The following is a 23,629-nucleotide window of genomic DNA, read 5'->3' as shown; positions in this document are numbered from 1 at the left end:
ACAGGTGCTTTCCATGGATTTCAACCCGATCGACATCGTCCTGCATCTCGACGTCTACCTCGACATGCTTGTAACCAACTACGGGGCATGGATCTACGCCATCCTGTTTATGGTGATCTTTTGTGAAACCGGCCTGGTGGTCATGCCCTTCCTGCCGGGCGACTCCCTGCTGTTCATCGCCGGTGCCGTGGCGGCCGGTGGCGGCATGGACCCGGTACTGCTCGGCGGCCTGCTGATGCTGGCGGCGATTCTGGGCGACAGCACCAACTACATCATCGGACGAACGGCGGGTGAAAAACTGTTCAGCAATCCGAATTCGAAGATCTTCCGTCGTGACTACCTGCAACAAACCCACGACTTCTACGACAAGCATGGCGGCAAAACCGTGACTCTGGCGCGCTTCATGCCGATCATCCGCACCTTTGCACCATTCGTCGCCGGTGTTGGGAAAATGCCTTATCCGCGGTTCTTCGCCTTCAGCGTCTTTGGCACTGTCCTGTGGGTCGGCGGGCTGGTGACGCTCGGTTACTTCTTCGGCAACGTACCGTTCATCAAGAAGAACCTGTCGCTGCTGGTAGTCGGCATCATCCTGTTGTCGTTGGTGCCAATGATCATTGGCATGGTACGTAACCGCCTTGCAGGTTCGAACTCCAAAGCCGAATCGCGCTGACACGATGTGGTCCCTGAGCGCCTGGCGTCGCCGGCGCACCTTGGCAAAGCACCCGATTGCCGATGACATGTGGCAACGGGTGCGCCATCACCTGAGTTTTCTCGATGGCCTCAGCGCCGCCGAAGACCAATGGCTGCGCGAAGCCTGCGTGCTGTTCCTCGAAGACAAGCACCTGAGCGCCCTGCCCGGTGTCGAACTGCATCAGGAACAACGCTTGCTGCTCGCAGCCCAGGCGCAACTGCCGCTGCTGCACCTCGGCGACCTGAACTGGTATCAGGGCTTCCACGAAATCATTCTCTACCCCGACGACTTCCTCAGCCCCCAGCGCCATCGCGATGCCAGCGGCGTCGAGCACGAATGGGACGGAGAACACAGCGGTGAAGCCTGGCAACAAGGCCCGATCATCCTCGCCTGGCCCGGCGTAATGGCCAGCGGAGGCTGGGAAGGCTACAACCTGGTGATCCACGAACTGGCGCACAAACTCGACATGCTCAATGGCGTCGCCAACGGCCTGCCGCCGTTGCATGCCGACATGCGCGTCAGCGACTGGGCCAACGTCATGCAAGAGGCCTACGACGACCTCGACCGGCAACTGGAACGCAATCCCGATGCCGAAACTGCTATCGACCCGTATGCCGCGGAAAACCCTGCCGAGTTCTTCGCCGTCACCAGCGAATACTTCTTCAGCGCCCCGGATTTGCTGCACGAGGCTTATCCACAGGTGTACCAGCAGCTGAAGTTGTTCTATCGCCAGGACCCTCTGGCGAGGTTGAAGCAACTAAAGGCGCATGACCCTGTCTATCAGGCACACCAGTGAGCGCCATACGACTTCTGGTGCGTGGCGTCGATCCAGGAATATGCCTATAATCGCCGCCACTTTTTGGTCAATCCGGCCAAGTGTTTTTGGTCAACTAACGGGGGCAACGCCCAATGAGCTACAGCAAGATTCCGGCTGGCAAAGACCTGCCGAACGACATCTACGTCGCGATCGAGATTCCGGCCAACCACGCGCCGATCAAATACGAAATCGACAAAGACAGCGATTGCCTGTTCGTTGACCGTTTCATGGCCACCCCAATGTTCTACCCGGCCAACTACGGTTACATCCCGAACACCCTGGCTGACGACGGTGATCCCCTCGACGTGCTGGTTGTAACCCCTTACCCGGTTGCTCCAGGTTCGGTGATCCGCGCTCGTCCGGTCGGCATCCTGAACATGACCGACGATGGCGGCGGCGATGCCAAGGTCATCGCAGTCCCACACGACAAGCTGTCCCAGCTGTACGTCGACGTGAAGGAATACACCGACCTGCCAGCGCTGCTGATCCAGCAGATCGAGCACTTCTTCGCGAACTACAAAGATCTCGAAAAAGGCAAATGGGTGAAGATCGAAGGCTGGGCCGGCGCAGACGCCGCCCGCGACGCGATCACCAAGTCGGTTGCTGCCTATAAAGGTTAAGAGCGGCCGCGAGCTTCAAGCGACAAGCTTCAAGAAAAACCCTGGTTGAACCAGGGTTTTTTGTGGGCGCTTGATAAGTGCGCTAAACATAACGTTTAACCCTGCTCGATCTTGGTTTTTACTTGTTTAAAATTCCCCAAGAGCGTCTTACATCCCGTCGTAAATTTCCCGCGAAATTTGAACGAGGCGTTTATTCAAACCCTTGTTAGCCGCCAGTAGACTCGCGTTCATGAAAAAGAACACTAGCGGCCCACGCTTCAAGGCTCTCCTCGAAGCAGCGAACATCACGACCACCGGATTTGCCGAATTCCTGGATACGGCTCCGCAAAATGTACATAACTGGTACACCCGCGGTGTGCCCGCCCATTGCATGGAAGAAGTCGCCAGAAAACTCTCCGTCAGCAGCGACTGGCTGAAAACCGGCGAAGGCTCGAAAGATGCCCAGCACCTGCGCCTGCTCGAAGACTCCGGCAACATCTTCGATGCCCAGACCATCCGCGGTGTCTATACAGTCATCGAGCCTGTCGACGTCGAACTGCCATTCCTCAAAGAAGCTGTCACCGCCCCGGGTTCCAACATAACCCACGTTATAGAAGACCCCGAGAAATCCATCCGCCTGCCCCGCAGCCACCTCGATTCCCTGGAAATCAACCACGCCGACGCCATCTGCGCCCTTATGAGCGGCAATAGCATGGGCGAGAAAATTGAAGACGGTTCGACCCTGGCGATTGACCGTGGCCTGACCCAGATTGTCGATGGCGAGATCTACGCCATCGAACATGACGGCATGCTGCGCATCAAGTACCTGCACCGACTACCGGGCAACTCCCTGCGACTGCGCAGCCACAACCGCGCCGAATACCCGGATGAAATCTTCAGACCCGCCCAAATCGAAGAGCAGAACATCAGGGTGCTGGGCTGGGTGTTCTGGTGGTCGACCCTGAACAAACGGCGGCCGGCGCTGCCGTTTCTTTAAGCGCTCCAGAACGCCCATCGGCCGCCCACCCGGGCGGCCAAACGGCTCTGCCCGGCACTTCCCGCTGGGAATTTGCGTCAAACCTGCGTATGCTGCGCCCCACATTTGCGCATCGACCCGCCTTGCGGCTCAGATGCACTGACCTGACAGATGACTTTCTCACCAGGTCCCACAGCCGGACGCAAGATCCGGGTGTACGTTTTGAAGGCTGGCGCGGTTTACCAAAAATGATCCAAGCCAGTCCCCGAGAAGCCGGCCACAAGCCGGCTTTTTAATGCCTGAAAGAAAATGATCAACGACAAAAATCACTCAACGCCTTCAGCATTCAGCGCATAAAACTCCTGCAGTTTGGCTTGCAACAGTTTCTTGTCTGGCAATTGGGTGTGGTACTCCGCGATCAAGGCAGGCGACAGTGAGCGGTTCAGGGCGTACTCGACGATTTCGTCCTCTTTGCTCGCGCACAGCAATACGCCGAGCGCCGGGTTTTCATGTGGTTTGCGGACATTGCGGTCCAACGCTTCAAGATAAAAATCCATCTTCCCCAGGTATTCCGGCTCAAAGCGCCCGACCTTGAGTTCGATCGCCACCAGGCAGTTCAGCCCACGGTGGAAAAACAACAGATCCAGCGCAAAGTCACGCCCACCTACCTGCAACGGATATTGCGAACCCACAAAGCAGAAGTCCCTGCCCAGTTCGATCAGAAAGTCCCTGAGCTTGTGCAGCAGGCCTCCATGCAAGTCTGTCTCTGCATGTCCACGCTCCAGAGCCAGAAACTCGACCACATAGGTATCCTTGAACACATCCAGGGCCTGGAGATGAATTTGTCGCAGCGGTGCTGACACTTTTGCCGGGCTGACCACTGAACGCTCAAACAGAGCCGCCTTGAACTGACGCTCCAGTTCGCGGCTCGACCACTTTTCCTGGATTGCCATGCGCAGGTAAAACTCACGCTCCTCCGGATGTTTGCTCTGGTTGAGGATGATCATGTTGTGTGTCCAGGGCAATTGTCTCAGCAGTGCTGAGACTTTTACGTCATGCCTGTACGCTTCGAAAAATTGACGCATACGAAACAAATTAGGCCGGGTAAAGCCCCGCAGTCCGGGCTGAGTACGAACGAGATGAGTGGCCAATCGAGCCACCACCCCGTCACCCCACTCCGCCGCTTCAATCTTGCGACTAATGTAGGCCCCAACCTGCCAGTGCAGCTCAATCAGCTCTGTGTTGACCGCCTGCATGGCGCGTTGTCGCGCGGTCACAATCAGTTGGGTAATTTCGCTGAAAGCTGAATCGAGAGAGGTATTGCCAGGAAGATCATTCACGTCAGGGCATTTCCATGTAAGTGGGAGAGCCCTTTCAATTACTCCTGATACCGACGCAGGAACATTCACAATGTATGTCTGCATGAAACAACGCTAACAAGCCTCTATCCCGTCCAAAAACCGCTCCCCTTACCCCGGAAGATGCTCTGCCGGTCGGACTTCGCTTTCAAGCTCAACGGGAACCTACGCAATGGATCTGCACATCCCGACCCTGCTGGTAGTCTCGGTCTTCGTTTTCATTCTGATGGGTTTGTTGACCTGTCATGCCTGGTGGCGTGAAACCCGCGAGTTTCCTCTGGCTTATCTGGGTGCAATGATGCTGCTGGCGGCGCTGGGTGTGGTGCTGATCAGTTGGCGGGGTCGATATTGTCCCGCTCGTTTTCAACCGCGAGTCGGGCTACGACCTTTCGAGCCTGCTTTCACAGGCAGATGAAACCCTACATGGCGCCAAGGATCACGGGCGCAATCGTGTGCAAACCCTGCGCAAGTTGTACCTCAACCTCACGGATAGCTGAATGACTTCACCAACGTCAACTCCCCCACCGCACGCATCGGCACCAGGAACGTCTCCATCTTCTCGCTCGGCGTGCCTTCCTCGGTAATCACCGTCACCTGCGCCGTGGTCAGCGCTTGCACCGCGTCTTCCTGCCCCTCTTCATCACTGCTGTAGCCACCGCCAAAGTAGTTCACATAGACCAGATATTGCCCCTTGATTGGCGCGGGCATGGCGAAGATCTCCGGGCCGTAGCCGGTGGTGACGTCGACGTCGAGCGCTGCGCCGTTGGGGGCGACGCGGTCGCCGTACCAGATGTGGGCGCCGTCAGGGGTGATCAGGTGCAGGTCGAGGTCGGTGTTATCGCTGTCCCACGACAGCAAAACGCGCAACTTGGCCGGGGTCGCACCGCCGCTGCGGTTGAGAAATTGCGTGCGGTGACGTTGTTGGCCATCAGGGCTGCGTACTTCGACGCTGTTGCTGCCGTTGGGGAATGAGAACGGGCGATCGAAGCGGCCGGCCGGGTCGATTTTCAGCGGCATGCTCACCCCGTTGACGATCAGCCGGCCGGGCTCTGTCGACTTCGGTGTGGCTTTGATCTGCCCGCTGATGCGAGCGGTGTTGCCCTGCCCTGCCGGGGTATTCACCGACGAGGCCGGGTAGTTGACGGTCTGCCGGAAGCTTTCCCCTTCGCCCTCAGGCGCGCCGGTGCGCCAACCGCCTGCGGGGGTATCGAGTTTGACGCTGTCAGCCGCCATCACCGATGGCAACGCCACCAGCGAACAGAGCAACAGCAAGACCTGTGGATAACGGAGTTTCATGGCCTATTCCAGCAAGAGGTGGCGGGCGAGCCCTTCGATGTAGGTTTCATCCTGGCCGTTGGGGTGTGCTTCGAAGGCCAGGTGCAGGTATTCGTGGGTCAGGTCGAGGCGTTCTTGCAGCGTCTGCGCGCCGCGTACGTAGATGCGCTGACGTTCGCGGTCGACATAGGGGCGGCCGAAGGCCAGGCGGCATACGGCGAAGGTGCTGACTTCGTTGTAGCCGGTTTCGCTTTCAAGCTTTGGGCGCCAGCCGCGCCGTTGTTTCTGCAGCCATTCTTGTGCGACGGGCAACGCTTCGCAGGACGCGACCGGGTTGTCCCAGCGGCTCAGACTGGCGCGTGGGTAGGCGTGCAGCAAGATGGCGTCGTAACGCTGGCCGGCCCGTGCCTGTTCGACGGCTTGCTGCCAGGACAGTTTGTCCGGGCCGGGTTGATCGGAATGGTAGGTGACGGTGCTGCCGGCCAGGACCAGGTCGCTGGTCCACGCGGCGATGTCGCGAGACCCGGACGACGCCGGACGCGGTGCGACCCGCTGACGGCTGCTGCTGTCGTCGATGCTCAGGCAGTCACCGCTGCGCGTGGCGTTTTGCAGCAGGTAGGTGCGGATGGCCACGGCCAGGGCTTTGGCGGCTTCGACCGGTTCGGCACTGGCTTCGCGCTGGAGAACACGGGCGACGTATTCTTCGCGATCCAGCCGGGCGACGAGCTTGTCGTTGAGCAGGAATAGTTCGCCGTCGCTGTGAATATCCAGCGCATTACCGTTGGCGAATTCAACACGGTAGTCTCCCTGCAACGCTCCGGAAGTCACCACACTGCCCCCCGACAGCACGCGCCGAAGTGGATAGCGCGAGAACAGGTCGACCTCTACGCATTTCCCTGTATCCGCAGGCCATGAAGCGGGAATCACCGTAGACAGTGCCTGCGCGAAATCACGCAGTACCCGCTGACTGGTGCCCCGTCCTCCGGCCCAGACCGATGCGCCATCCGCCGTCCAACCGGCAAACCCGCCCTGACGCAACGCAGCATCCTGATCCGCCAACCAGCTCCAGGTCTTCACCCGCAGACGGCTTCCGAGTTCGCCGACGACATGGCCATCGCCGGCATTGAGCACCACATCGAGCAATACACGTCGGGCTTGATCCTGTGCCGGCAGTACCGACAGCACCTTCAACAGTTCCGCCACCGAAACCCGGGTAGCCGGTTGCAACGAAGGCAAATCCAGCACCCATTGCGGCGCCTGCCGCGTCTGCCAATAGGCTCGCCAATCTGCATCGGTGATGCCCAGCCGCGCGGGTTCGAAATACAGACCGCATGACTTCACCAACGCCTGATCACGCTCGATCCTGCCGCCCGCCGTGCAGCAATAAACCTCTTCCTTCGACTGGCCGCGACATTCATAAGCCGGCTCACGCGCGCCGGTGTCCACCAGCCAGGCGTAGACGAACAACTTCCACACACTGCCCAGCGGCGTCTGCAAGGTCTGCGGTAACGGTTCGCGGGTGATCACCTGCGTTCGGCTCAACGAAAACAAGTCGCCCTTGAAGGCCAGGCGCAAAGGTTCGTCCTGCGCCGTTGCCAGCACAGGGATCAAACACAGCAACCCACCTATCAGCAGCCTGTGCACGTCAGTGAACCGTAACCTGGCCAAGGGCTGCCTTTTGTTCAAGCGCCTGATGCTGCGGCGCATAAACCTGAGTGAAACGCACCGGCGGCAAGTTGAACTGCCCCTTCTGCGAGAAACGCACCAAGTGCCGCAGGCGCAACTCGCCACTCAAGGCATCCACCGGAACGGCATAAGCCATTTGCCCCGGTTCGAAACGCGCCTTCTCCAGCGCTGTTGGCTCGGTGTCGGCCTTGCCCATGAGCTTGATGCCCCAGGTGGTGCGCTCGACATCGGCGCCCGGCGGCAGCGGCACTTCCAGCATGCCGTAACGCAACGGTCTGGCGGCTTTGCTGGTGACGATCACTTCGTCGAGATAAAGGTTATCGCTCGACAGTGGCGCATTGCCGACCGCTTCGAGTTTGAAGGTGAAGGCTTCATCCCCCGGCACCAGTCGCGACAGGCGACGGGTGATGGTCACGGCCATCGGATCGACCGCCGGCTGTTGGCTGCGGTAGCTCAGTGCAGCACGTAACGGACGCTCTTGCGCGCCGCTTAGCGTCAATACCGTCGGCACGGGCGCAGCCCCCTGCCACGTCCAATACATCTCACCAGAAACCCCGTACTGCTTCTTCCAGCCTTCACCCGGCGCCAATGCAATGGTGGGCGATGCCTGCTCGATGCTGCGTTGCAGCCAGGTCAACGCCAACGCACGCTCCAGGGTCGATTGCTGCGGCAACAAACGTTGCAACAACGCTTGAGCGTGAGCCTGATCGAAGGGCTGCAGCGACAGGTTCAGCGCTTCGGCAAACGGCTGGGAACTGACCGCCAGACGTTGCTGCGCGTCGGCCAGTTGCCGGTTGAACACATCCGGCAAAGCGACCTTCGCTTGCCTGGCCAGCGATGCCGTCAGCACCCGTGCGGCCGCCAGCCCCAAGGCTGAATCCGGATCGCTCATGACGAGGCTGTCTTCGCCGTCTTCCATCAGATTCGCGGCAGTGCCCTCGCCCGCTTTCGCCAGGTCGTCCATCAAGCCACTGAGCAAGGTGTTGACCGGTAACTGCATCTGTCGGGCAAACGACAGGATCAGCGCCCGCTGCAACAGCGGCGTGCTCTTCGCCTGCTTGGCGTAGACCTCCAGCACCCGCTGCCAATGCTCCGGCGGCAGGCTCAGTTCAAGCACCTGGCTGGCATGCCAGTCGGCGTAATAGGCGTAAGCGGTGAGGAACGCATCCGGCTCGCCGTCCATGCCCCACCAGGTGAAACACGCCGAAGGGCCAGCCATTTGCACCAGGCGCAAGCGACTGTTTTGCATGATCAGGCGCAGGCGATCGCGGATCTGCGGATTCGCCGCCAGCGTCGGGTAGGCGATGCTCAACGGCAACAGGCGACTGGCGGTCTGCTCGACGCCACCGTAGGGGTAGCTCAGCAGGTCGTCGAGGGCAGAACGGAACAACGCTGGCGGACTGTCATCCAGACGCAGGCGGATATCACTGGCGTCTGTCGGCAACGTCAGCGGCGTATCGCCCTCACCCACATCAAGGCTCTGGGTTTGACTCACCTGCCAGCCTTCACCGGTCGCGCTCAGGTGCACCGTCAGGGCGTCAGCGGTTTTGCCGTCCTGCACCAGCTCGGCGCTCCACTCGCCGTTGGCCAGTTCAATCGCCGGCAACGGGATGTAATTGATGCCGCTGTTCAAGGTCAATGGCACGCGCTGTTCGTTGCCGACGTAGCGAGTCACCAGTTCGGCCTTGACCGGTTTCTCGGCCTGACTGAAGGCGAACACGCCGAGGTCCGGTTTGTCGCCGGCGCGGAATCGAGTCGGGCCGCTCCACTTCAGGTACAGCGGTTTTTCCGAGCGTACGAATTGCTTCTTCTGCCCGACCTGACCACCATCGGCGATGGCCCTGGCGGTGATGCGCCAGCGGGTCAGGGAGTCGGGCATTTTGAAGGTGAAGCGGGTTTTGCCTTGGGCATCGGTCAGCAACTCAGGTTGCCACGCCGCCGTGTCGACATCCTCGCGACGCGGTCGCTCCAGCACTTTCACGCCGCGCTCACTGCGATTGGCTTTGCCCGGTGCACCGGGGCTGCCCGGCAGGGCGACGTCATAACTGATGAACGACAAACTGGCGCTGGTGCGCACGTTGTTACGCCGTGGGTGATAGAAGAACTGGTCGATGCTCGGCGCGACTTCCGGTTGCAGCGCGTAGACCATTTCATCGACCACGCTGACCGTCAGGTGCGCGGGAATCGCTTTGCCGGCGAATTGGGTGGTCAGGTCCACCGAGACGGTTTCGCCCGGCTGGTAGGTCTCTTTATCGGTGGCGATGGCCACGTCGATCTGCGGCGTAATCACTTTGATGCCGGCGTTCTGGAAACTGTACTGGCCGCCCTTGGTGTACAGCACCGAGAAGGTCAGGTTCGGCGCGAAACCGTCCTTCACCGGGATGCGCGCGCGGTATTGGGTATCGCTGAGTTTTTCCATCTTCAGCCAGTCGCCGCCTTTGGAAAGTAACGCAGTGGCTTCGACCTTATCGCGCTCCAGAGACAGCAGCGCATCGCTCACTGGCTCGGGGAAAGTGATCAGCGCCAGCGCCTCATCACCTGCTATGTACTCGGGCTTGTCGAGGACGATTTCCACGGTGCCGGGTACGGCTTTGACACCTTCGCCGGTAACCGAATGACCGGTGGCACCGACCACCCGGCCATGATCATCCTTGAGCGTCAGGTTGTAGGTGCCCGGCCGGTCAAAGGCCAGGGTGAACCCCTTGTCGATTGCCGCGAGTTTGCCTTCGCCGATGCTCTGGTCTTCCAGGCGTACCCAGCCGTAGCTGCCCGGCGTAACGGCATCGACCTGCTCACCTTCGCGGGTGTAGCTGAAGGCAACCCTGTCACCCACCGCGCTGAAACGCCGAGGCGCGCTCAAGCGGAAATTCGCCGCGCCACGGTCGATGAGGATTTCCTTGGTGGTCTTGACCCGATACGCCGCACCGTCGCTGGCAAACACCGTGAGCATGTAGCGACTCGGTTTGTCGGCAGCCGGCAAGTCGAGGGACGCGTTGCCCTTGGCATCGGTGGTCAATTCGGTGCTGGTCAGCTCCACCGGAAATTGCCCGAGGTATTGCAGTTCGTTGTCGACCATCGACAGTTGCTGGGCGCGTAGGCTCAGGCTCAACTTCGCATTGGCCACCGGCTTGCCGTCCGGGTACAGCAGCACCAGATTGCCCTTGACCGGCTCGCCAGTACGATAATCCTGCTTGGCCAGATTGAGCGAAATCTCGAAGTGCGGCTTGATGTATTCAGCGACACGAAAGGCGCTGCTGTAGGCCTGATCCTTGTAGTTGAAACGCAGTTCATAACCACCGGCCACGGCGTTATCGGGCAACTGGAATCGGCCTTGAGTGCCAGCCTTGGAATCGAGTTTCAGATCGAGGGATTGCAGCGCCGTGCCGGTCGCATCGAGCACGGTCACGTTGACGTCGGCCGCGGTGGGCTGCACCGAATCCCGGGCATTCTTGAACTCCCGCCCGACGATTTTCAGCGACACCCAGTCCCCCGGCCGATACAGCGGCCGGTCGGTGAAGGCATAGAGTTTGGTGTCATAGATTTCGCTGTCGTAGTAGAAGTTCTCGGAGACGAACACCCCACCCTCTTCGTCTTCGCCGATCACGAACGAGCGCTCGGGGCTGACGTGTTTCAGGCGTAGCAAACCATCGGCATCCGTGGCGCCGCTGCTCATCACGCCGAGGCCGTCAGTCCACAGCACATTGACCTTCGGCACCGAGCTGCCTTCGTGTTTGCGCGCAGTCCACACCAGCAATTCGTCACCGGCAATCTTGCTCACCGCCACGGTGTTGGAGACAAACACCATGGTGGTCGCGCGGTACTTGCCGATCAGCGCCTCCACCAGATAAAGACCCGGTTTGAGATGGCCCAACGGGATGTACACGTTGCCCGGCGCGACGCTGACGAACTCACTGGAAGAACCGGCCAGGTTCACCCCTGCAGGTGGCTGGATCGGCTTGGCCTGCCACAACGGATAACGGAACTGGCTGACCACCGGCAAACCCGGTATCAGCGCGAATTGCGGCTGCGCATCGTAGGGTGTTGGCGCGGCCATCGCGTCGCCCATTTTCAGCTCCGGCACTTCCTCGGTGACTTGTTTACGCGACTCGTAGGAAAACGCCCGCTGCATCACCCGACGGGATTTGCGATACCAGTTGTCCCACAGGTAAGCGAGAGTGTTGGACAGCCCTTCACCTTTGAACTGGCCATCGCTGACCACCCGATGCAGGTTCTTCTGGCGCTTGAGAAAATCCATTGGCTTGTCGATGCGATACACCCGAATGTCGGCACCACCGTAGGGCTCCATGCGAAACCGGCGATAGTCGCGACCCGGCGCTTCGAGGCGCACCATCGCCTGTTCATCGCTGGCAAAGCTGCTGTCGGCCAGCAGGAAAAAACTCTCGCCGGCCACTGGTGCATAGCCGCTGGACGGGACCGAGTCGTCCGCATCAACCGCCGAGAAAGGCAGCACCAATACCAACATCAGAGACAGAAAACGCAGCATGCGGGCACCGGTCATTGGGAAAGAAAATTCAGTCGATAGACGCCGATGAAGTTGGGGTTGGCTGCGTCGGGTATCCATCGGGTGTCCTTCCATGTCATGAGTTGCTGCAGGCTTGCCGAACGCATGCCGTTGTCGGTGGGTGTGGTGGTGCCGGTGTGATAGGCAATGTAGCGGCCCATCCAGATCATCAGGTGCTGGTCGTCGCCCTGATCGAAAAACATCAGGTCGCCGGGGCGTGCTTGAGCCACATCGCGGCTGACCAGATGGCTGTTGAACTGGATCAATTTGATCGCATTGACGTATGGCCCGACTTTGCCGCCGCCCTGCTGCCATTGCTGGGCAAGACCGCGCTGGGCATCGCTCAATTGCAACTCCGGCGGCAGATAACGATTGGACAGGCCATTGCTGCGCAGCCATTTGTCGTCATGGACTTTCAGCGCTTCGTTAGCGGCGAAGCGCACCAGTCCGGCGCAGTCTTGCTGATACCAACGGGGGCTCGGGCCCTGGCTCAGTTGCTCCTGGGCGATGCGCACGAACCAGGCACGAAACACCTGGGATTGCTGTGGGTCAAGCGGCGGTGTCTCGACAGCGCGGGCACCCGCGCTCAGCAACAGCGCCAACAGGCCGAGACTTCGGATCAATGCCGTCACAGGGCTTTCCACTCCAGCGGCAGCCACTGCCAATGGCCGTCGGGCTCGCTGCCTTCGGGCAAGGTCAGAGCGTATTTGCCGTAGCCGCCGAGCTTGCGCAGTTTCGGAATCAGGTAGGTTTGCGCGGCGTTGTAGAACACCGGTTCCATGTCCTGGGGCAGGCTGTCGAGGGTTTCCTGCTGCATCAGTTGCGCCATGGACTCCGGACCGAAATAGACCGGCATCAGCAGGTCTTTGGGCACCACGTCGGCCATTGGCGGGAAACGTTTGTCGAGGGTGCCAAGAGCCTTGTCCACCAGCTTGTCATCGAGGGAAAACAGCAGCATCGAACCGTGACGCGCCAGGCTCACGCGCATGAACGCCTTGCCGCTGATGGCATCGGGATCTTGAGCTTCCTTGGCCGTATAGGGACCGAAACTGGAGCTGACCTGACGTTGCCACTGATGGCTCTGGCCTTGCTGTTTTTCCACCACCGGGAAGGCGCCTTCTTCGACATTGCTCTCGTAGGCACCGACCATCGAGCCGAACAGACTGCCCAAATCTCCATCGAGTTTGCCGCCGCCATCATCGTTGAGGCTGGCCACCAGTAAGGGTGTGTACAACCGCGAATCGGCATACCAGCACAGGCCCGCCGCGCCGGCCATGTGTTCGGTCAGCGCCTGAGCCACCTTCTCCTCGGCACCGAGTTTCACCAGCAGCGGTTTCTGTTGTTCGGCAGCCAGCGGCAACGCCACGCAAGCGCTGGCGCCCATCGGCATGGCTTGCCAGATCGGCTTGAAATCGAAGTCCGGCTGATTCTCCAGTTCATCCATGGCCAGGAAGCTGTGCCAGCCCTTGTCGTCCATGTCGAAACGCAGGCCAGCGAAATTCGGAATGAAGCGCTGATACCCCATGGCCAGCACACTGGCATTGACCGACAGGCGTTGTTTCACCTCCGGAGCACGCGGCGGCAGGCCGAAAGCTTCGGGAAACAGTTTGTCGCCATTGAGCAACGCGGCAATGGCCGTGGTCGATACGCTGCCCGATTCTTCCGTTGCACCGCTTTGTGGATCGTAGAGCTTCGCCGGGTTGGACAGCACCACCAGTTTGTCGCCATGGGACGCAAACAGCAGCGCCTTGCTGGCGTTGTAATTGAGTTGATAGAGCGCCACGTCGTCGGTGCCGACCTTCACGTCAGCGACTTTGCTCAACTGCGAGTCGTCCAGCGCCACTTTGGCCAGCGGCTCCAGCACCTTGGCCAGCCCGCCGCGATCCATCACCAGCAGGAAATCCTTGAGCCGCCCATCCGCCCCGCGCCACAACGCTACGTCGGCAGGCTGATCGAACAGCCGCTCGATCAAGGTGTCCTGCAGTTTCAGGTCATGTTCGTAGATGATCCGCCGCAAGCTGCCGATCAACCCCAGGCGGTCGGCATGGCTTTCGTAATAGAAGACGAAGTCTTCGGTCAGGGTTTCCTTGAGAAACGGCACTGCCAGCAAGTCCTTGGGCAACTGGCTCAGGGAATGGGTTTCCAGCAAGCCATCCGGGCGGCTCATGCCCAGTTTGTCACTGGCCAACGCAGGCGCCGGGGCCTTGGGCTTGTGCATGAACCACCCCAACCCACCGGCCACAACGACGACCAGGCATATCCCGATCAGCAGTGTCGGCCAATGCAGGGAATGTTTGGCCGCTGGTGCGCCAGCGGCCGGAGTAACAGCGCTATCACTCATGTTCACAAAACCCGATGTTCATCCGTGGAGCGGGGATGCTTAGTAGTTGAAAGTCTTGACCAGCAGCAGGTCGCCGATTGCGCGCAGGGGCACGAGGAACGTCTCGCGTTTTTCATCGACGGTGTTTTCGTTGAGCACCAGGTTGATCTGCGAGGTAATCACCTCGTTCTGGTTGCTTGTCTCATCGAAGTTATAGCCGCCGCTGCCGAAGTTGCCCCAATAGTTCACGTAAACCAGATAGGTGCCATGCAGCGGTGCGGTCATGGTGAACATTTCCGGACCCGGGCCATCGACGCCGTCAGGGTCGAGGCCGCCGCCGTTGGTCAAGGCCGGGTGCGCCCAGAAGGCATGCTGGCCATCGGGCGTGACGATGTGCAGGTCGAGTTCGGCCTTCGGATCGTCCCAACCCAGCACCACGCGAATCTTCGCCGGAGTGCGCAGGTTGTTGGCTTCATAGAATTGAACACGCTTGAGCGACTGGCCTTCGGCACTGCGGATTTCGACGCTGTTGGAACCGGCACCAAACGCGTACGGCCGGGCGAAACGCCCTTGCTCGTCGGTATAGAGATTCAGCGGATTGCCATTGACCGCCAAGGTGTGCGGCCCGCGCTGAGTGCCGAGGGCCTTGAGGCGGCCTTCGATCATCGTGCGGTTGCGCTGCACGCCTCTATCAATCGGTGGCGTGGGATAGGCGACTTGCGGGTTTTCGCTACGGTCCAGCAGACCGTTGTAACGCCAGCCACCCACCGGCTCCGACAACTCGGCATTCGGCGCGGCCAGAATCACGGGCGCGATAGCCAACCCGATCAGCAGCAAAAGAAATGAGCGCATGCGACGCCTCCTGCCATGCATGACGAAACCTTGCGCCTGATCCTGGGCGCGTTACAGATGTGAATACTGCGTTTCGTCTGAAAGACCCGTGACTATTGGGTCGTAGATGGCGCAAAGGTTAGCCAGTTGGTTGTTTTTTAACAATCGAATGGCTCCGAAATTGCGGTGGGAATCACGGTAACGGGTGGACGGTGAGCCGAATAGCTATGTTATTCGGCTCATAAAGTGAGCCGAATAATCCGTATCGTCTGGTTGCCACGAACTTTGTGGCAACCACAATCAAGGCTTTCGAATCCCCCCTTCATTTGCCCATGAACCCCCTATCTGCTAGTGTCGCGCCGGTTTAACGTCAACCGGAAATCGCCGCCATGGCCCGCAAAAAAGCTGCACTGGATTTCGAACAGTCCCTCGCCGACCTGCAAACGCTGGTGGAGCGTCTGGAGAATGGCGAATTGTCGCTGGAGGACTCGCTGGCCGCTTTCGAGCAAGGCATCGGTCTGACCCGCGATTGCCAGGCGGCGCTGGCCCAGGCCGAGCAAAAGGTTCAAGTGCTGCTCGAGCGTGATGGCGAGTTGGCCGAGGAACCCTTCGACGCGGATCAGCCAGAATGATTGCAGCGTACTCGGCCACCAGCCAGGCCCGCGTCAATGCGGCTCTGGAAACCCTGTTCATCGCGCCGAGCCCTGAACTGGCGCGGTTGTATGAGGCCATGCGCTACAGCGTGATGAATGGCGGCAAACGCGTGCGTCCACTGCTGGCCTACGCTGCGTGCGAAGCGTTGGGCGGCAAGGCCGAGCAAGCCAACGGCGCAGCCTGTGCCGTGGAGCTGATCCACGCCTATTCGCTGGTGCATGACGATTTGCCGGCGATGGACGATGACGATCTGCGCCGCGGCCAGCCCACTACCCACAAGAAATTCGATGAAGCCTGCGCGATCCTCGCCGGCGACGGTTTGCAGAGCCTGGCCTTCAGCGCCCTGCTCGATCCACGCCTGAGCGCGTCGGATGCCGAAATCCGCTTGCAAATGGTCAGCGCCCTGGCGCTGGCGGCAGGCCCGGCGGGCATGGTCGGCGGTCAGGCCATCGACCTCGGCTCGGTCGGCCTGAAACTTGACCAGAAAGCCCTGGAGTACATGCACCGGCACAAGACCGGCGCGCTGATCGAGGTCAGCGTCAAGCTCGGTGCCCTGGCCAGCGGCCGTGCCGAGAAAGACGAACTCAAATCCCTGCAGACTTATGCACAGGCCATCGGCCTGGCCTTCCAGGTCCAGGACGACATTCTCGACGTCGAAAGCGATACCGAAACCCTCGGCAAACGCCAGGGCGCCGACATTGCCCGGGACAAACCGACCTACCCGGCCCTGCTCGGCCTCGACGCCGCCAAGGCCTACGCCCTGGAGCTGCGCGACCAGGCCCTGCACGCACTGCGACCGTTTGACGCGGCGGCCGAGCCATTGCGCGATCTGGCCCGGTATATCGTCGATCGCCGCAGCTGACGGCGAATCCGCCAAAAAAAACCAACGCGTGGGCAGGGACCGATGCATCAGGTAAACTGCCGCATCTTTTATACCTATAACGATTCGCCTGATGCCCACGACGTTTCATGAGATTCCCCGCAAGCGCCCGACCACGCCCCTGCTCGACCGCGCGAAAACGCCGGACGGCCTGCGCCGGTTAGGCGAAGCCGAGCTGGAAACCCTGGCCGATGAGTTGCGCCTGGAATTGCTCTACACGGTCGGCCAGACCGGTGGGCATTTCGGTGCCGGCCTGGGCGTGATCGAGCTGACCATCGCGCTGCATTACGTCTTCGACACCCCGGACGACCGGCTGGTGTGGGACGTGGGTCATCAGGCTTATCCGCACAAGATCCTCACCGGTCGTCGCGAGCGCATGGGCACCCTGCGCCAGAAGGACGGCGTTGCCGCGTTCCCGCGCCGCTCCGAGAGCGAATACGACACCTTTGGCGTCGGCCACTCCAGCACCTCGATCAGTGCCGCGCTGGGCATGGCGATTGCCGCCCGCCTGCAAAACAGCGAGCGCAAGGCGATCGCGGTGATCGGCGACGGCGCGTTGACTGCGGGCATGGCGTTCGAGGCGCTGAACCATGCGCCGGAAGTGGATGCCAACATGCTGGTGATCCTCAACGACAACGACATGTCGATCTCGCGCAACGTCGGTGGCTTGTCGAACTATCTGGCGAAGATCCTTTCCAGCCGCACCTACGCCAGCATGCGCGAGGGCAGCAAAAAAGTGCTGTCGCGCCTGCCCGGTGCCTGGGAAATCGCCCGGCGCACCGAAGAATATGCCAAAGGCATGCTGGTTCCCGGCACGCTGTTCGAAGAACTGGGCTGGAACTACATCGGCCCGATCGATGGCCACGACCTGCCGACCCTGATCGCTACCCTGCGCAACATGCGCGATCTGAAAGGTCCGCAGTTCCTGCACGTCGTCACCAAGAAAGGCAAAGGCTTCGCCCCGGCGGAAGTCGACCCGATCGGTTACCACGCCATTACCAAACTCGAACCGCTGGACGCCCCGGCCGTTGCGCCGAAAAAGGCCAGTGGACCGAAATATTCCGGTGTGTTCGGTGAATGGCTGTGCGACATGGCGGCTGCCGATCCGCGCCTGGTCGGGATTACCCCGGCGATGAAGGAAGGCTCGGATCTGGTCGCATTCAGCGAACGATTCCCGCTGCGCTACTTCGACGTGGCCATTGCCGAGCAGCACGCCGTCACCTTCGCGGCCGGCATGGCCTGCGAAGGCGCCAAACCCGTGGTGGCCATCTATTCGACCTTCCTGCAGCGCGGCTACGACCAGTTGGTGCATGACGTCGCCGTGCAGAACCTCGACGTACTGTTCGCCATCGACCGCGCAGGCCTGGTGGGCGAAGACGGTCCGACCCACGCTGGCAGTTTCGACCTTTCGTACCTGCGCTGCATCCCCGGCATGCTGGTGATGACCCCGAGCGATGAAAACGAGCTGCGCAAAATGCTCACCACCGGTCACCTGTATGAAGGCCCGGCGGCCGTGCGTTATCCACGCGGTAATGGCCCGAACGCGACCATCGAGAAGGACCTGGAGCCGATCGAGATCGGCAAGGGTGTGATTCGCCGCCACGGCAGCAAAGTCGCCCTGCTGGTGTTCGGCGTGCAACTGGCCGAAGCCCTGAAAGTCGCCGAGACGCTGGACGCGACCGTGGTCGACATGCGCTTCGTCAAACCGCTGGATGAAGCGCTGGTTCGCGAAATCGCCGGCAGCCACGAACTGCTGGTGACCGTCGAAGAAAACGCGATCATGGGCGGTGCCGGTGGCGCGGTCAGCGAATTCCTCGCCCGCGAAAACATCCTCAAGTCGATGCTGCACCTGGGCTTGCCCGACATCTACGTCGAACACGCCAAGCCTGCGCAAATGCTGGCCGAGTGTGGTTTGGATGAAGCGGGAATCGAAGCGTCCATTCGCGAGCGCCTGCAACTGCTGAACCTCTAAACGCAAAACCCTGTGTAGGAGCTGCCGAAGGCTGCGATCTTTTGATCCTGGCCTTCGACAACTCCATATCTGAAAAAATCAAAATCAAAAGATCGCAGCCTTCGGCAGCTCCTACGGGGAGTTGCGTCGCATCTGAAATCTCGGATCCTCCATGAAGCTCTCTCCCTTCGCCCTGACGCTGCCACTGCTGTCGGCCGGTCAACTGCTGGCCGACACCTTCGAACGCGATCAGGCCCTGAAGCTGCCCGATGTGTTGATCAGCGCCAACCGCCAGGTCGAAGCGCGCAATGACAGCAGTGCCGCCAACACCGTATTCACCCGCGCAGACATCGATCGCCTGCAACCCGATAGCGTCACTGATCTATTGCGCCGGGTACCTGGCGTTCAAGTCTCGCAGACCGGCGGGCGCGGCAGTCTTCCGGGTGTCTACATCCGCGGCACCCAGTCGGCCCAGAGCCTGGTGCTGGTGGACGGCCAGCGCATCGGCAGTTCGACCTCCGGGGACAGTAACCTGCAGCACATCAACATCGAACAGGTCGAGCGCGTGGAAGTGCTGCGCGGCTCCCGCTCGGTGATTTATGGCAGCGATGCGATTGGCGGGGTGATCCAGATCTTCACCCGTCGTGGCGGCGAACAGGGCCTGCAACCTCGACTGCACATGGGTTTTGGCAGCAACCAGACCTGGGAACGCAGCCTCGGTTTGTCCGGTGGTGATGAAAAAACCCGCTTCAACCTCGGCGCCAGCCTCGACGAAACCGCCGGGATCAATCGCACCCACGAGTCGTATCCCAGCGACGGCGACCATGACGAATACCGCAACAAATCCGTCAGTCTGAGCCTCAGCCATGCGCTGACCGATGACATCGAAGTCGGTGCCAACCTGCTGGATAACCGCGGCAAAAGCGAGTTTGACAACCCGTTCGGGCGCTTCGACATGAATACGTTCAAGTCGGTCCAACAGCAGCCCTACAACGAATTCGATGTGAGCAGTGTCAGCAGCTACATAGACGCGCGCTTCAATGATCTGTGGAAAACCCGCGTCGAGTTCGGCCACAGCGAAAACCGCGAGAAGACCCTGGACAAGCTCAGCGATGAGCGCAGCGTGTTCAACACCTACCGCGATTCGGTGAACTGGCAGAACGACCTGACGCTCAACGAGCGCAACAGTTTGCTGCTCGGAGGTGACTGGTATGAAGACCGCATCAACAGCAGCACCGCGTTCGATGAGGACAGTCGCTGGAACCGAGCGGCGTACATCCAGCACCGCTATCAGGCCGACAGCTTTTCCACGGAGTTGGGCCTGCGTCACGACGACAACCAGCAGTTCGGCAGCCAGAATACCTGGAGCGGCACCTTCACTCTGCCGCTGAACCCGGACAACGACGTGCTGCTGACCTACAGCGAAGGCTTCCGCGCGCCGACGCTCAACGATCTGTACTACCCCGGCTTCAGCAATCCGGACCTCAAGCCTGAAACGTCGAAAAGCTATGAACTGCAATGGCGCAGTCAATTGACCGAGAGCAGTCGCCTGGAGACGTCGCTGTATCGCACCGACCTTGAAGACGCGATCATTTTCGGCAGCAACTTGCGCCCCGAGAACGTTGCTTCGGCGCGAATCAACGGCTTCGAAGCCGCACTGAAGCAGGAGCTGTTTGGCTGGCAGAGCAACCTTGGCGTGGCGATCATCGACCCACGTGACCGTGACACGGGCCATACACTGGCCCGTCGCGCGCGGCGCACCTTGAGCTGGGATCTGGACCGACAGTTCGATCGCTTGGGCCTCGGCGCCAGTTGGCAAGCGGTCAGCAGCAGCTATGACGACTTGAACAATCAACAGCCGCTGGGTGGATATGCCTTGTTGGGGCTGCGCAGCAGTTGGGAGCTCAATCGTGAAATCAGGCTGGAGCTGAAGGTCGATAACCTGCTGGACAAGGGTTACAGCCGGGCGCTGTACAGTTATCAAGGTAGCCAGTATGGGTATCGCGAGGAAGGTCGGGCGTGGATGTTCGGGGTGACCTGGACGCCTGAGATCCACTGAGATCAGTTGTAGGAGCTGCCGAAGGCTGCGATCTTTTGATCTTGCTCTTCAGTGGCTCAACATCTATCCAAATGTAAAATCAAAAGATCGCAGCCTTCGGCAGCTCCTACAGAGGTAGTGTGTCGGTACGCCGTAATTCAGCGCTCAGGGTCGATAAGTTGACACAGCTTTGCAGTCGCCTCAATCATCTGCCCACTCGGCCGCTCCAGGCCCTTGTCCGTCACCAAGCGCAACTGTCCCTGTGCCACGGCCGCCACCTGTGGCCAGGCTTTCCACGCATCGAGCTGCGCCTGTTCGCTGGCCAGAATCACCTCGGGGTTACGCTGCAGCACGGCTTCCACACTGACTTGCGGTGCCGGCAGCTTCAGGTCGGCAAACACGTTTTGGGCACCGCAGACCTCCAGTGCATCGCTGATGATCTGCTCGCCGCCAACCGTATACAGCGGCCGATCCCAGACCTGACAAAACACCCGTAACGGCTTATCCCGTCGATAGCGTTGGCGCAATTCATCCAGCCGCTGGCGTAAATCGCTGGCCAATGAAGTTCCGCGTTCAGGCCGACCAAGCTGAGTGGCTATGGTCTCGATCTGTGCGGCGAGCTGGTGCAGGCTGTGGGGTTCGGCGACGTAGGTGGGAATATTCAGTCGCTTGAGCTGGTCACGCTGGGCCGGGCCGACGCTACCGGGCCATAACAGCAACAGATCGGGTTTCAGGCTGAGCAGGCGCTCCATGTCCAACTGACCATAGCGGCCAACGGAGGGCAGGTCCTTGAGTTGCGCAGGCCGTTCACCGGCGTCCAGCACACCGACCATGAGGTCGGCGGAGCCCAGTTCAACGACGATTTCAGAGAGCGACGGTGCGAGGCTGACAACCCGCTCGACCGCGATGGCCGAGCCACTGGCGGCCAGCAGCAACACCGCCAGCCAGAGCGCGCGCATCAACCGAGTTGACGCGGAATACGGTAGAGGTAGAACAGCACGGCGGTCGACAGTGCCAGCAGCATCAGCGGCACCGCTTCAAGACCGACGAACACCGCCAGGGCACCGATCCAGGCCGGCAGCCCGGCGACGAGGAATGCCGTACGCCGCTTGGCCGCCAGACTGATCCAGGCGGCAGGTTCTTCAGGGGTATCGAGGGCTTTCTGGGTGGCGATCAGCGCGTGTTTGTAGGCACCGAAGAACCTCAGGCTGACAAACATCGAGGCGACTCCGGCGATGAACAACGGCATCGCCAGCACCGGCAGAATGGCTTCGCCCTGGCCGAACACCGCGTTGATCACAAACAGCGGCAACAAGGCCAGTGCCAGGTACTGCCACCAGTTGACGGACAGTCGCCGCCGCACCTGACCGCGGGTCACGCCCGGTCTACCTCGCCCTGATGCTCATTGCCCATCATGTGGTCGAGCTTGCTGGCCTTGGTCGCCAGGTAGAGTCGGTTATGCGGATTGTGGCCGGTGTGCAGCGGCACGCGCTCGGCGACCACGATACCCATGTCGGTCAAGGCTTTGACCTTGCGCGGGTTGTTGGTCATCAGGCGCAGGGATTTCACGCCCAGGTGCTCCAGCATCGGCAGGCACATGGCATAGTCACGCTGATCGGCGGCAAAGCCCAGACGCTCGTTGGCTTCGACGGTGTCGGCACCACCGTCCTGCAGCTCATACGCGCGGATCTTGTTCAGCAGGCCAATGCCCCGGCCTTCCTGACGCAGGTAGAGCAAAACGCCGCGACCTTCGCGGGCGATGGCCTGCAAGGCGGCCTCCAGTTGCGAGCCGCAGTCGCAACGCTGGCTGAACAAGGCGTCGCCCGTCAGGCATTCGGAGTGCAACCGGCCGAGTACCGGGGCACCGTCGGCGAATTCACCCAGACTCAGCACAACGTGCTCGCGGCCGGTGGCTTCATCGAGAAAGCCGTGCATGGTGAATTGCGCAAAAGGCGTTGGCAGCTTGGAAGCGGCGACAAAAACGACAGGCACCGGTGTGCTCCTGATCTAAAGAGTCTGAAGATTCGCAGAGCCGGCATTGTAACAGCAGGTTCCGGGCGACGCTTAGGCTGAATTATCGGCGATAACTATCAAAAAGTTTGATATCTGCCGCACCACATTCCCTGTAGGAGCGAGCCTGCTCGCGAAAACGGACTTCCTGCCAACGCATCTGTGTCTGAACCACCGCCTTCGCGAGCAGGCTCGCTCCTACAAGGGAAGGTGGCAATCATGGGGTCGGCGCAGTGTTCGAATCAAACGGATACGGCTGTTTCCAGCGCTCGAAGATAGGTTTCAGCTCGCCGTTTTTCACCAGTTGCTCCATGCGCTGGTCGAACAGGGCCAACAGGCTGCGCGCCTTCGGGGTCTTGGCGAAGCACAGGTACAGCGGCAACTCGGCGATATGGGTGCGCCGTAGCTGGGACGGATCCTTGGCGCGGTTGATAACGTCATCGACTTCGGTCAGAGCGTCGATATAGAAGTCAGCACGATTGTGGGTCAGCATCGACACGATGCCGGTACGCCGCATCACTTCATCGAAGTGGCGCACATTGGGCAGGTAATGCTGGTAATCGTAGCCGCGGACCCAGGCCAGTCGATAATTGCCCAGGGTTTGCGGGGTGGGTACCGGACTGCTGGCCAGGCCCAAGGCATAGATGTGATCGGTGTCGAAGTTCCAATGGGGATAGAGCACGCCCTCGGATTCGTCACGATAGGAGCCGACGCAGGCATCGACCTCGCCACGCTCGGCCAGACCCAGGGAGCGCACGTACGGCTCGGTGCGGACGTCGACCTTGACGCCCGCCGGCTCGAACACTTGCCGTAGCACGTCCCAACCCAGTCCATGACCGTCAGCAGCGGTGTAGTCTTCCCAGTCTTCGCTGGCCAGATGAATCACCGACGGCGGCGTAGCCCCCCCTGCTTGCGCCTGGAAAAAAGCGCACAACATCGTGAACGCCAACACCATCAATCCGCGTACAGCCATCCCCCGCGCCCCCCGATAAACAGCACTCATGATCAACGCCTGGAAATC

General features: G+C 60.5%; 20 protein-coding genes. 9 read left to right on the top strand and 11 right to left on the bottom strand.

Annotated elements, in window-relative coordinates; translation table 11 throughout:
• Window positions 1-13 precede the first annotated feature (13 nt).
• From AC1D19_RS21305 to AC1D19_RS21290, 4 genes are all read left to right on the top strand, one after another.
• On the top strand, window positions 14-670 hold the full coding sequence (locus tag AC1D19_RS21305) for a DedA family protein (protein ID WP_477752885.1): 657 nt from the start codon (window positions 14-16) through the stop codon (window positions 668-670).
• Window positions 671-674: 4 nt separating this feature from the next.
• Window positions 675-1,487: a M90 family metallopeptidase gene (locus tag AC1D19_RS21300; RefSeq protein WP_477764471.1), complete on the top strand. Its 813-nt coding sequence runs from the start codon at window positions 675-677 to the stop codon at window positions 1,485-1,487.
• 113 nt (window positions 1,488-1,600) lie between these two features.
• Window positions 1,601-2,128 carry an inorganic diphosphatase gene (gene ppa / locus AC1D19_RS21295; RefSeq protein WP_007894323.1) on the top strand — a complete coding sequence of 176 codons (528 nt, stop codon included), beginning with the start codon at window positions 1,601-1,603 and terminating at the stop codon, window positions 2,126-2,128.
• A gap of 229 nt (window positions 2,129-2,357) precedes the next feature.
• Window positions 2,358-3,104 carry a LexA family transcriptional regulator gene (locus AC1D19_RS21290; protein WP_477752883.1) on the top strand — a complete coding sequence of 249 codons (747 nt, stop codon included), beginning with the start codon at window positions 2,358-2,360 and terminating at the stop codon, window positions 3,102-3,104.
• A 305-nt stretch (window positions 3,105-3,409) separates the two neighbouring features.
• Here the strand turns inward: AC1D19_RS21290 and AC1D19_RS21285 are convergent, their stop codons facing one another.
• Window positions 3,410-4,423 (bottom strand): PDDEXK nuclease domain-containing protein, encoded by a 1,014-nt coding sequence (locus AC1D19_RS21285; protein WP_477764470.1) that lies wholly within the window; start codon window positions 4,421-4,423, stop codon window positions 3,410-3,412.
• Window positions 4,424-4,613: 190 nt separating this feature from the next.
• On the opposite strand from AC1D19_RS21285, the gene AC1D19_RS21280 reads away from it, so the two are divergent.
• Window positions 4,614-4,856: a hypothetical protein gene (locus tag AC1D19_RS21280; RefSeq protein ID WP_477764469.1), complete on the top strand. Its 243-nt coding sequence runs from the start codon at window positions 4,614-4,616 to the stop codon at window positions 4,854-4,856.
• Window positions 4,857-4,924: 68 nt separating this feature from the next.
• Here AC1D19_RS21280 and AC1D19_RS21275 read toward each other — a convergent pair whose 3' ends face one another.
• From AC1D19_RS21275 to AC1D19_RS21250, 6 genes are read right to left on the bottom strand one after another with little or no spacing between them, the layout of a single operon-like run.
• Entirely contained in the window at window positions 4,925-5,737 is an 813-nt protein-coding gene (locus tag AC1D19_RS21275) for a YfaP family protein (protein WP_477764468.1), read from the bottom strand.
• Window positions 5,738-5,740: 3 nt separating this feature from the next.
• Window positions 5,741-7,384 carry a DUF2300 domain-containing protein gene (locus AC1D19_RS21270; RefSeq protein ID WP_477764467.1) on the bottom strand — a complete coding sequence of 548 codons (1,644 nt, stop codon included), beginning with the start codon at window positions 7,382-7,384 and terminating at the stop codon, window positions 5,741-5,743.
• Entirely contained in the window at window positions 7,362-11,921 is a 4,560-nt protein-coding gene (locus AC1D19_RS21265) for an alpha-2-macroglobulin family protein (protein WP_477764466.1), read from the bottom strand. Before AC1D19_RS21265 ends, AC1D19_RS21270 begins: the two co-directional genes overlap by 23 nt.
• The gene (locus AC1D19_RS21260) at window positions 11,918-12,556 is read right to left on the bottom strand and encodes a DUF1175 domain-containing protein (protein ID WP_477764465.1); all 639 of its coding nucleotides are present in this window, start codon (window positions 12,554-12,556) and stop codon (window positions 11,918-11,920) included. Before AC1D19_RS21260 ends, AC1D19_RS21265 begins: the two co-directional genes overlap by 4 nt.
• Complete coding sequence (locus AC1D19_RS21255) at window positions 12,553-14,265, bottom strand: DUF2138 domain-containing protein (protein ID WP_477764464.1); 1,713 nt, start codon at window positions 14,263-14,265, stop codon at window positions 12,553-12,555. The genes AC1D19_RS21260 and AC1D19_RS21255 overlap by 4 nt, the downstream gene beginning before the upstream one ends.
• 39 nt (window positions 14,266-14,304) lie before the next feature.
• A complete protein-coding gene (locus AC1D19_RS21250) occupies window positions 14,305-15,096 on the bottom strand; it encodes a YfaP family protein (RefSeq protein ID WP_477764463.1) in 792 nt (263 codons plus the stop codon).
• Between the two features lie 368 nt (window positions 15,097-15,464).
• Between AC1D19_RS21250 and AC1D19_RS21245 the strand changes: the two genes are divergently transcribed.
• The 4 genes from AC1D19_RS21245 (at window position 15,465) to AC1D19_RS21230 (ending at window position 20,619) form a co-directional block, all read left to right on the top strand.
• Complete coding sequence (locus AC1D19_RS21245; protein ID WP_007970180.1) at window positions 15,465-15,707, top strand: exodeoxyribonuclease VII small subunit; 243 nt, start codon at window positions 15,465-15,467, stop codon at window positions 15,705-15,707.
• On the top strand, window positions 15,704-16,591 hold the full coding sequence (gene ispA / locus AC1D19_RS21240; RefSeq protein ID WP_218429751.1) for a (2E,6E)-farnesyl diphosphate synthase: 888 nt from the start codon (window positions 15,704-15,706) through the stop codon (window positions 16,589-16,591). Before AC1D19_RS21245 ends, ispA begins: the two co-directional genes overlap by 4 nt.
• A 91-nt stretch (window positions 16,592-16,682) precedes the next feature.
• The gene (dxs, locus tag AC1D19_RS21235; protein WP_477764462.1) at window positions 16,683-18,581 is read left to right on the top strand and encodes a 1-deoxy-D-xylulose-5-phosphate synthase; all 1,899 of its coding nucleotides are present in this window, start codon (window positions 16,683-16,685) and stop codon (window positions 18,579-18,581) included.
• Between the two features lie 151 nt (window positions 18,582-18,732).
• Entirely contained in the window at window positions 18,733-20,619 is a 1,887-nt protein-coding gene (locus AC1D19_RS21230; RefSeq protein WP_477764461.1) for a TonB-dependent receptor domain-containing protein, read from the top strand.
• A 137-nt stretch (window positions 20,620-20,756) separates the two neighbouring features.
• Here the strand turns inward: AC1D19_RS21230 and AC1D19_RS21225 are convergent, their stop codons facing one another.
• The 4 genes from AC1D19_RS21225 to AC1D19_RS21210 form a co-directional block, all read right to left on the bottom strand.
• Window positions 20,757-21,557 carry a cobalamin-binding protein gene (locus AC1D19_RS21225; RefSeq protein WP_477764460.1) on the bottom strand — a complete coding sequence of 267 codons (801 nt, stop codon included), beginning with the start codon at window positions 21,555-21,557 and terminating at the stop codon, window positions 20,757-20,759.
• The gene (locus AC1D19_RS21220) at window positions 21,557-21,976 is read right to left on the bottom strand and encodes an MFS transporter (protein WP_477764459.1); all 420 of its coding nucleotides are present in this window, start codon (window positions 21,974-21,976) and stop codon (window positions 21,557-21,559) included. The genes AC1D19_RS21225 and AC1D19_RS21220 overlap by 1 nt, the downstream gene beginning before the upstream one ends.
• The gene (gene ribA, locus AC1D19_RS21215; protein ID WP_150726901.1) at window positions 21,973-22,590 is read right to left on the bottom strand and encodes a GTP cyclohydrolase II; all 618 of its coding nucleotides are present in this window, start codon (window positions 22,588-22,590) and stop codon (window positions 21,973-21,975) included. Before ribA ends, AC1D19_RS21220 begins: the two co-directional genes overlap by 4 nt.
• 235 nt (window positions 22,591-22,825) lie before the next feature.
• Entirely contained in the window at window positions 22,826-23,581 is a 756-nt protein-coding gene (locus AC1D19_RS21210) for a substrate-binding periplasmic protein (RefSeq protein ID WP_477764520.1), read from the bottom strand.
• Window positions 23,582-23,629: the final 48 nt, after the last annotated feature.

It is taken from the genome of Pseudomonas sp. P1_C12 (genome assembly GCF_056406435.1).
This window is presented reverse-complemented; position numbering and strand designations above follow the sequence as displayed.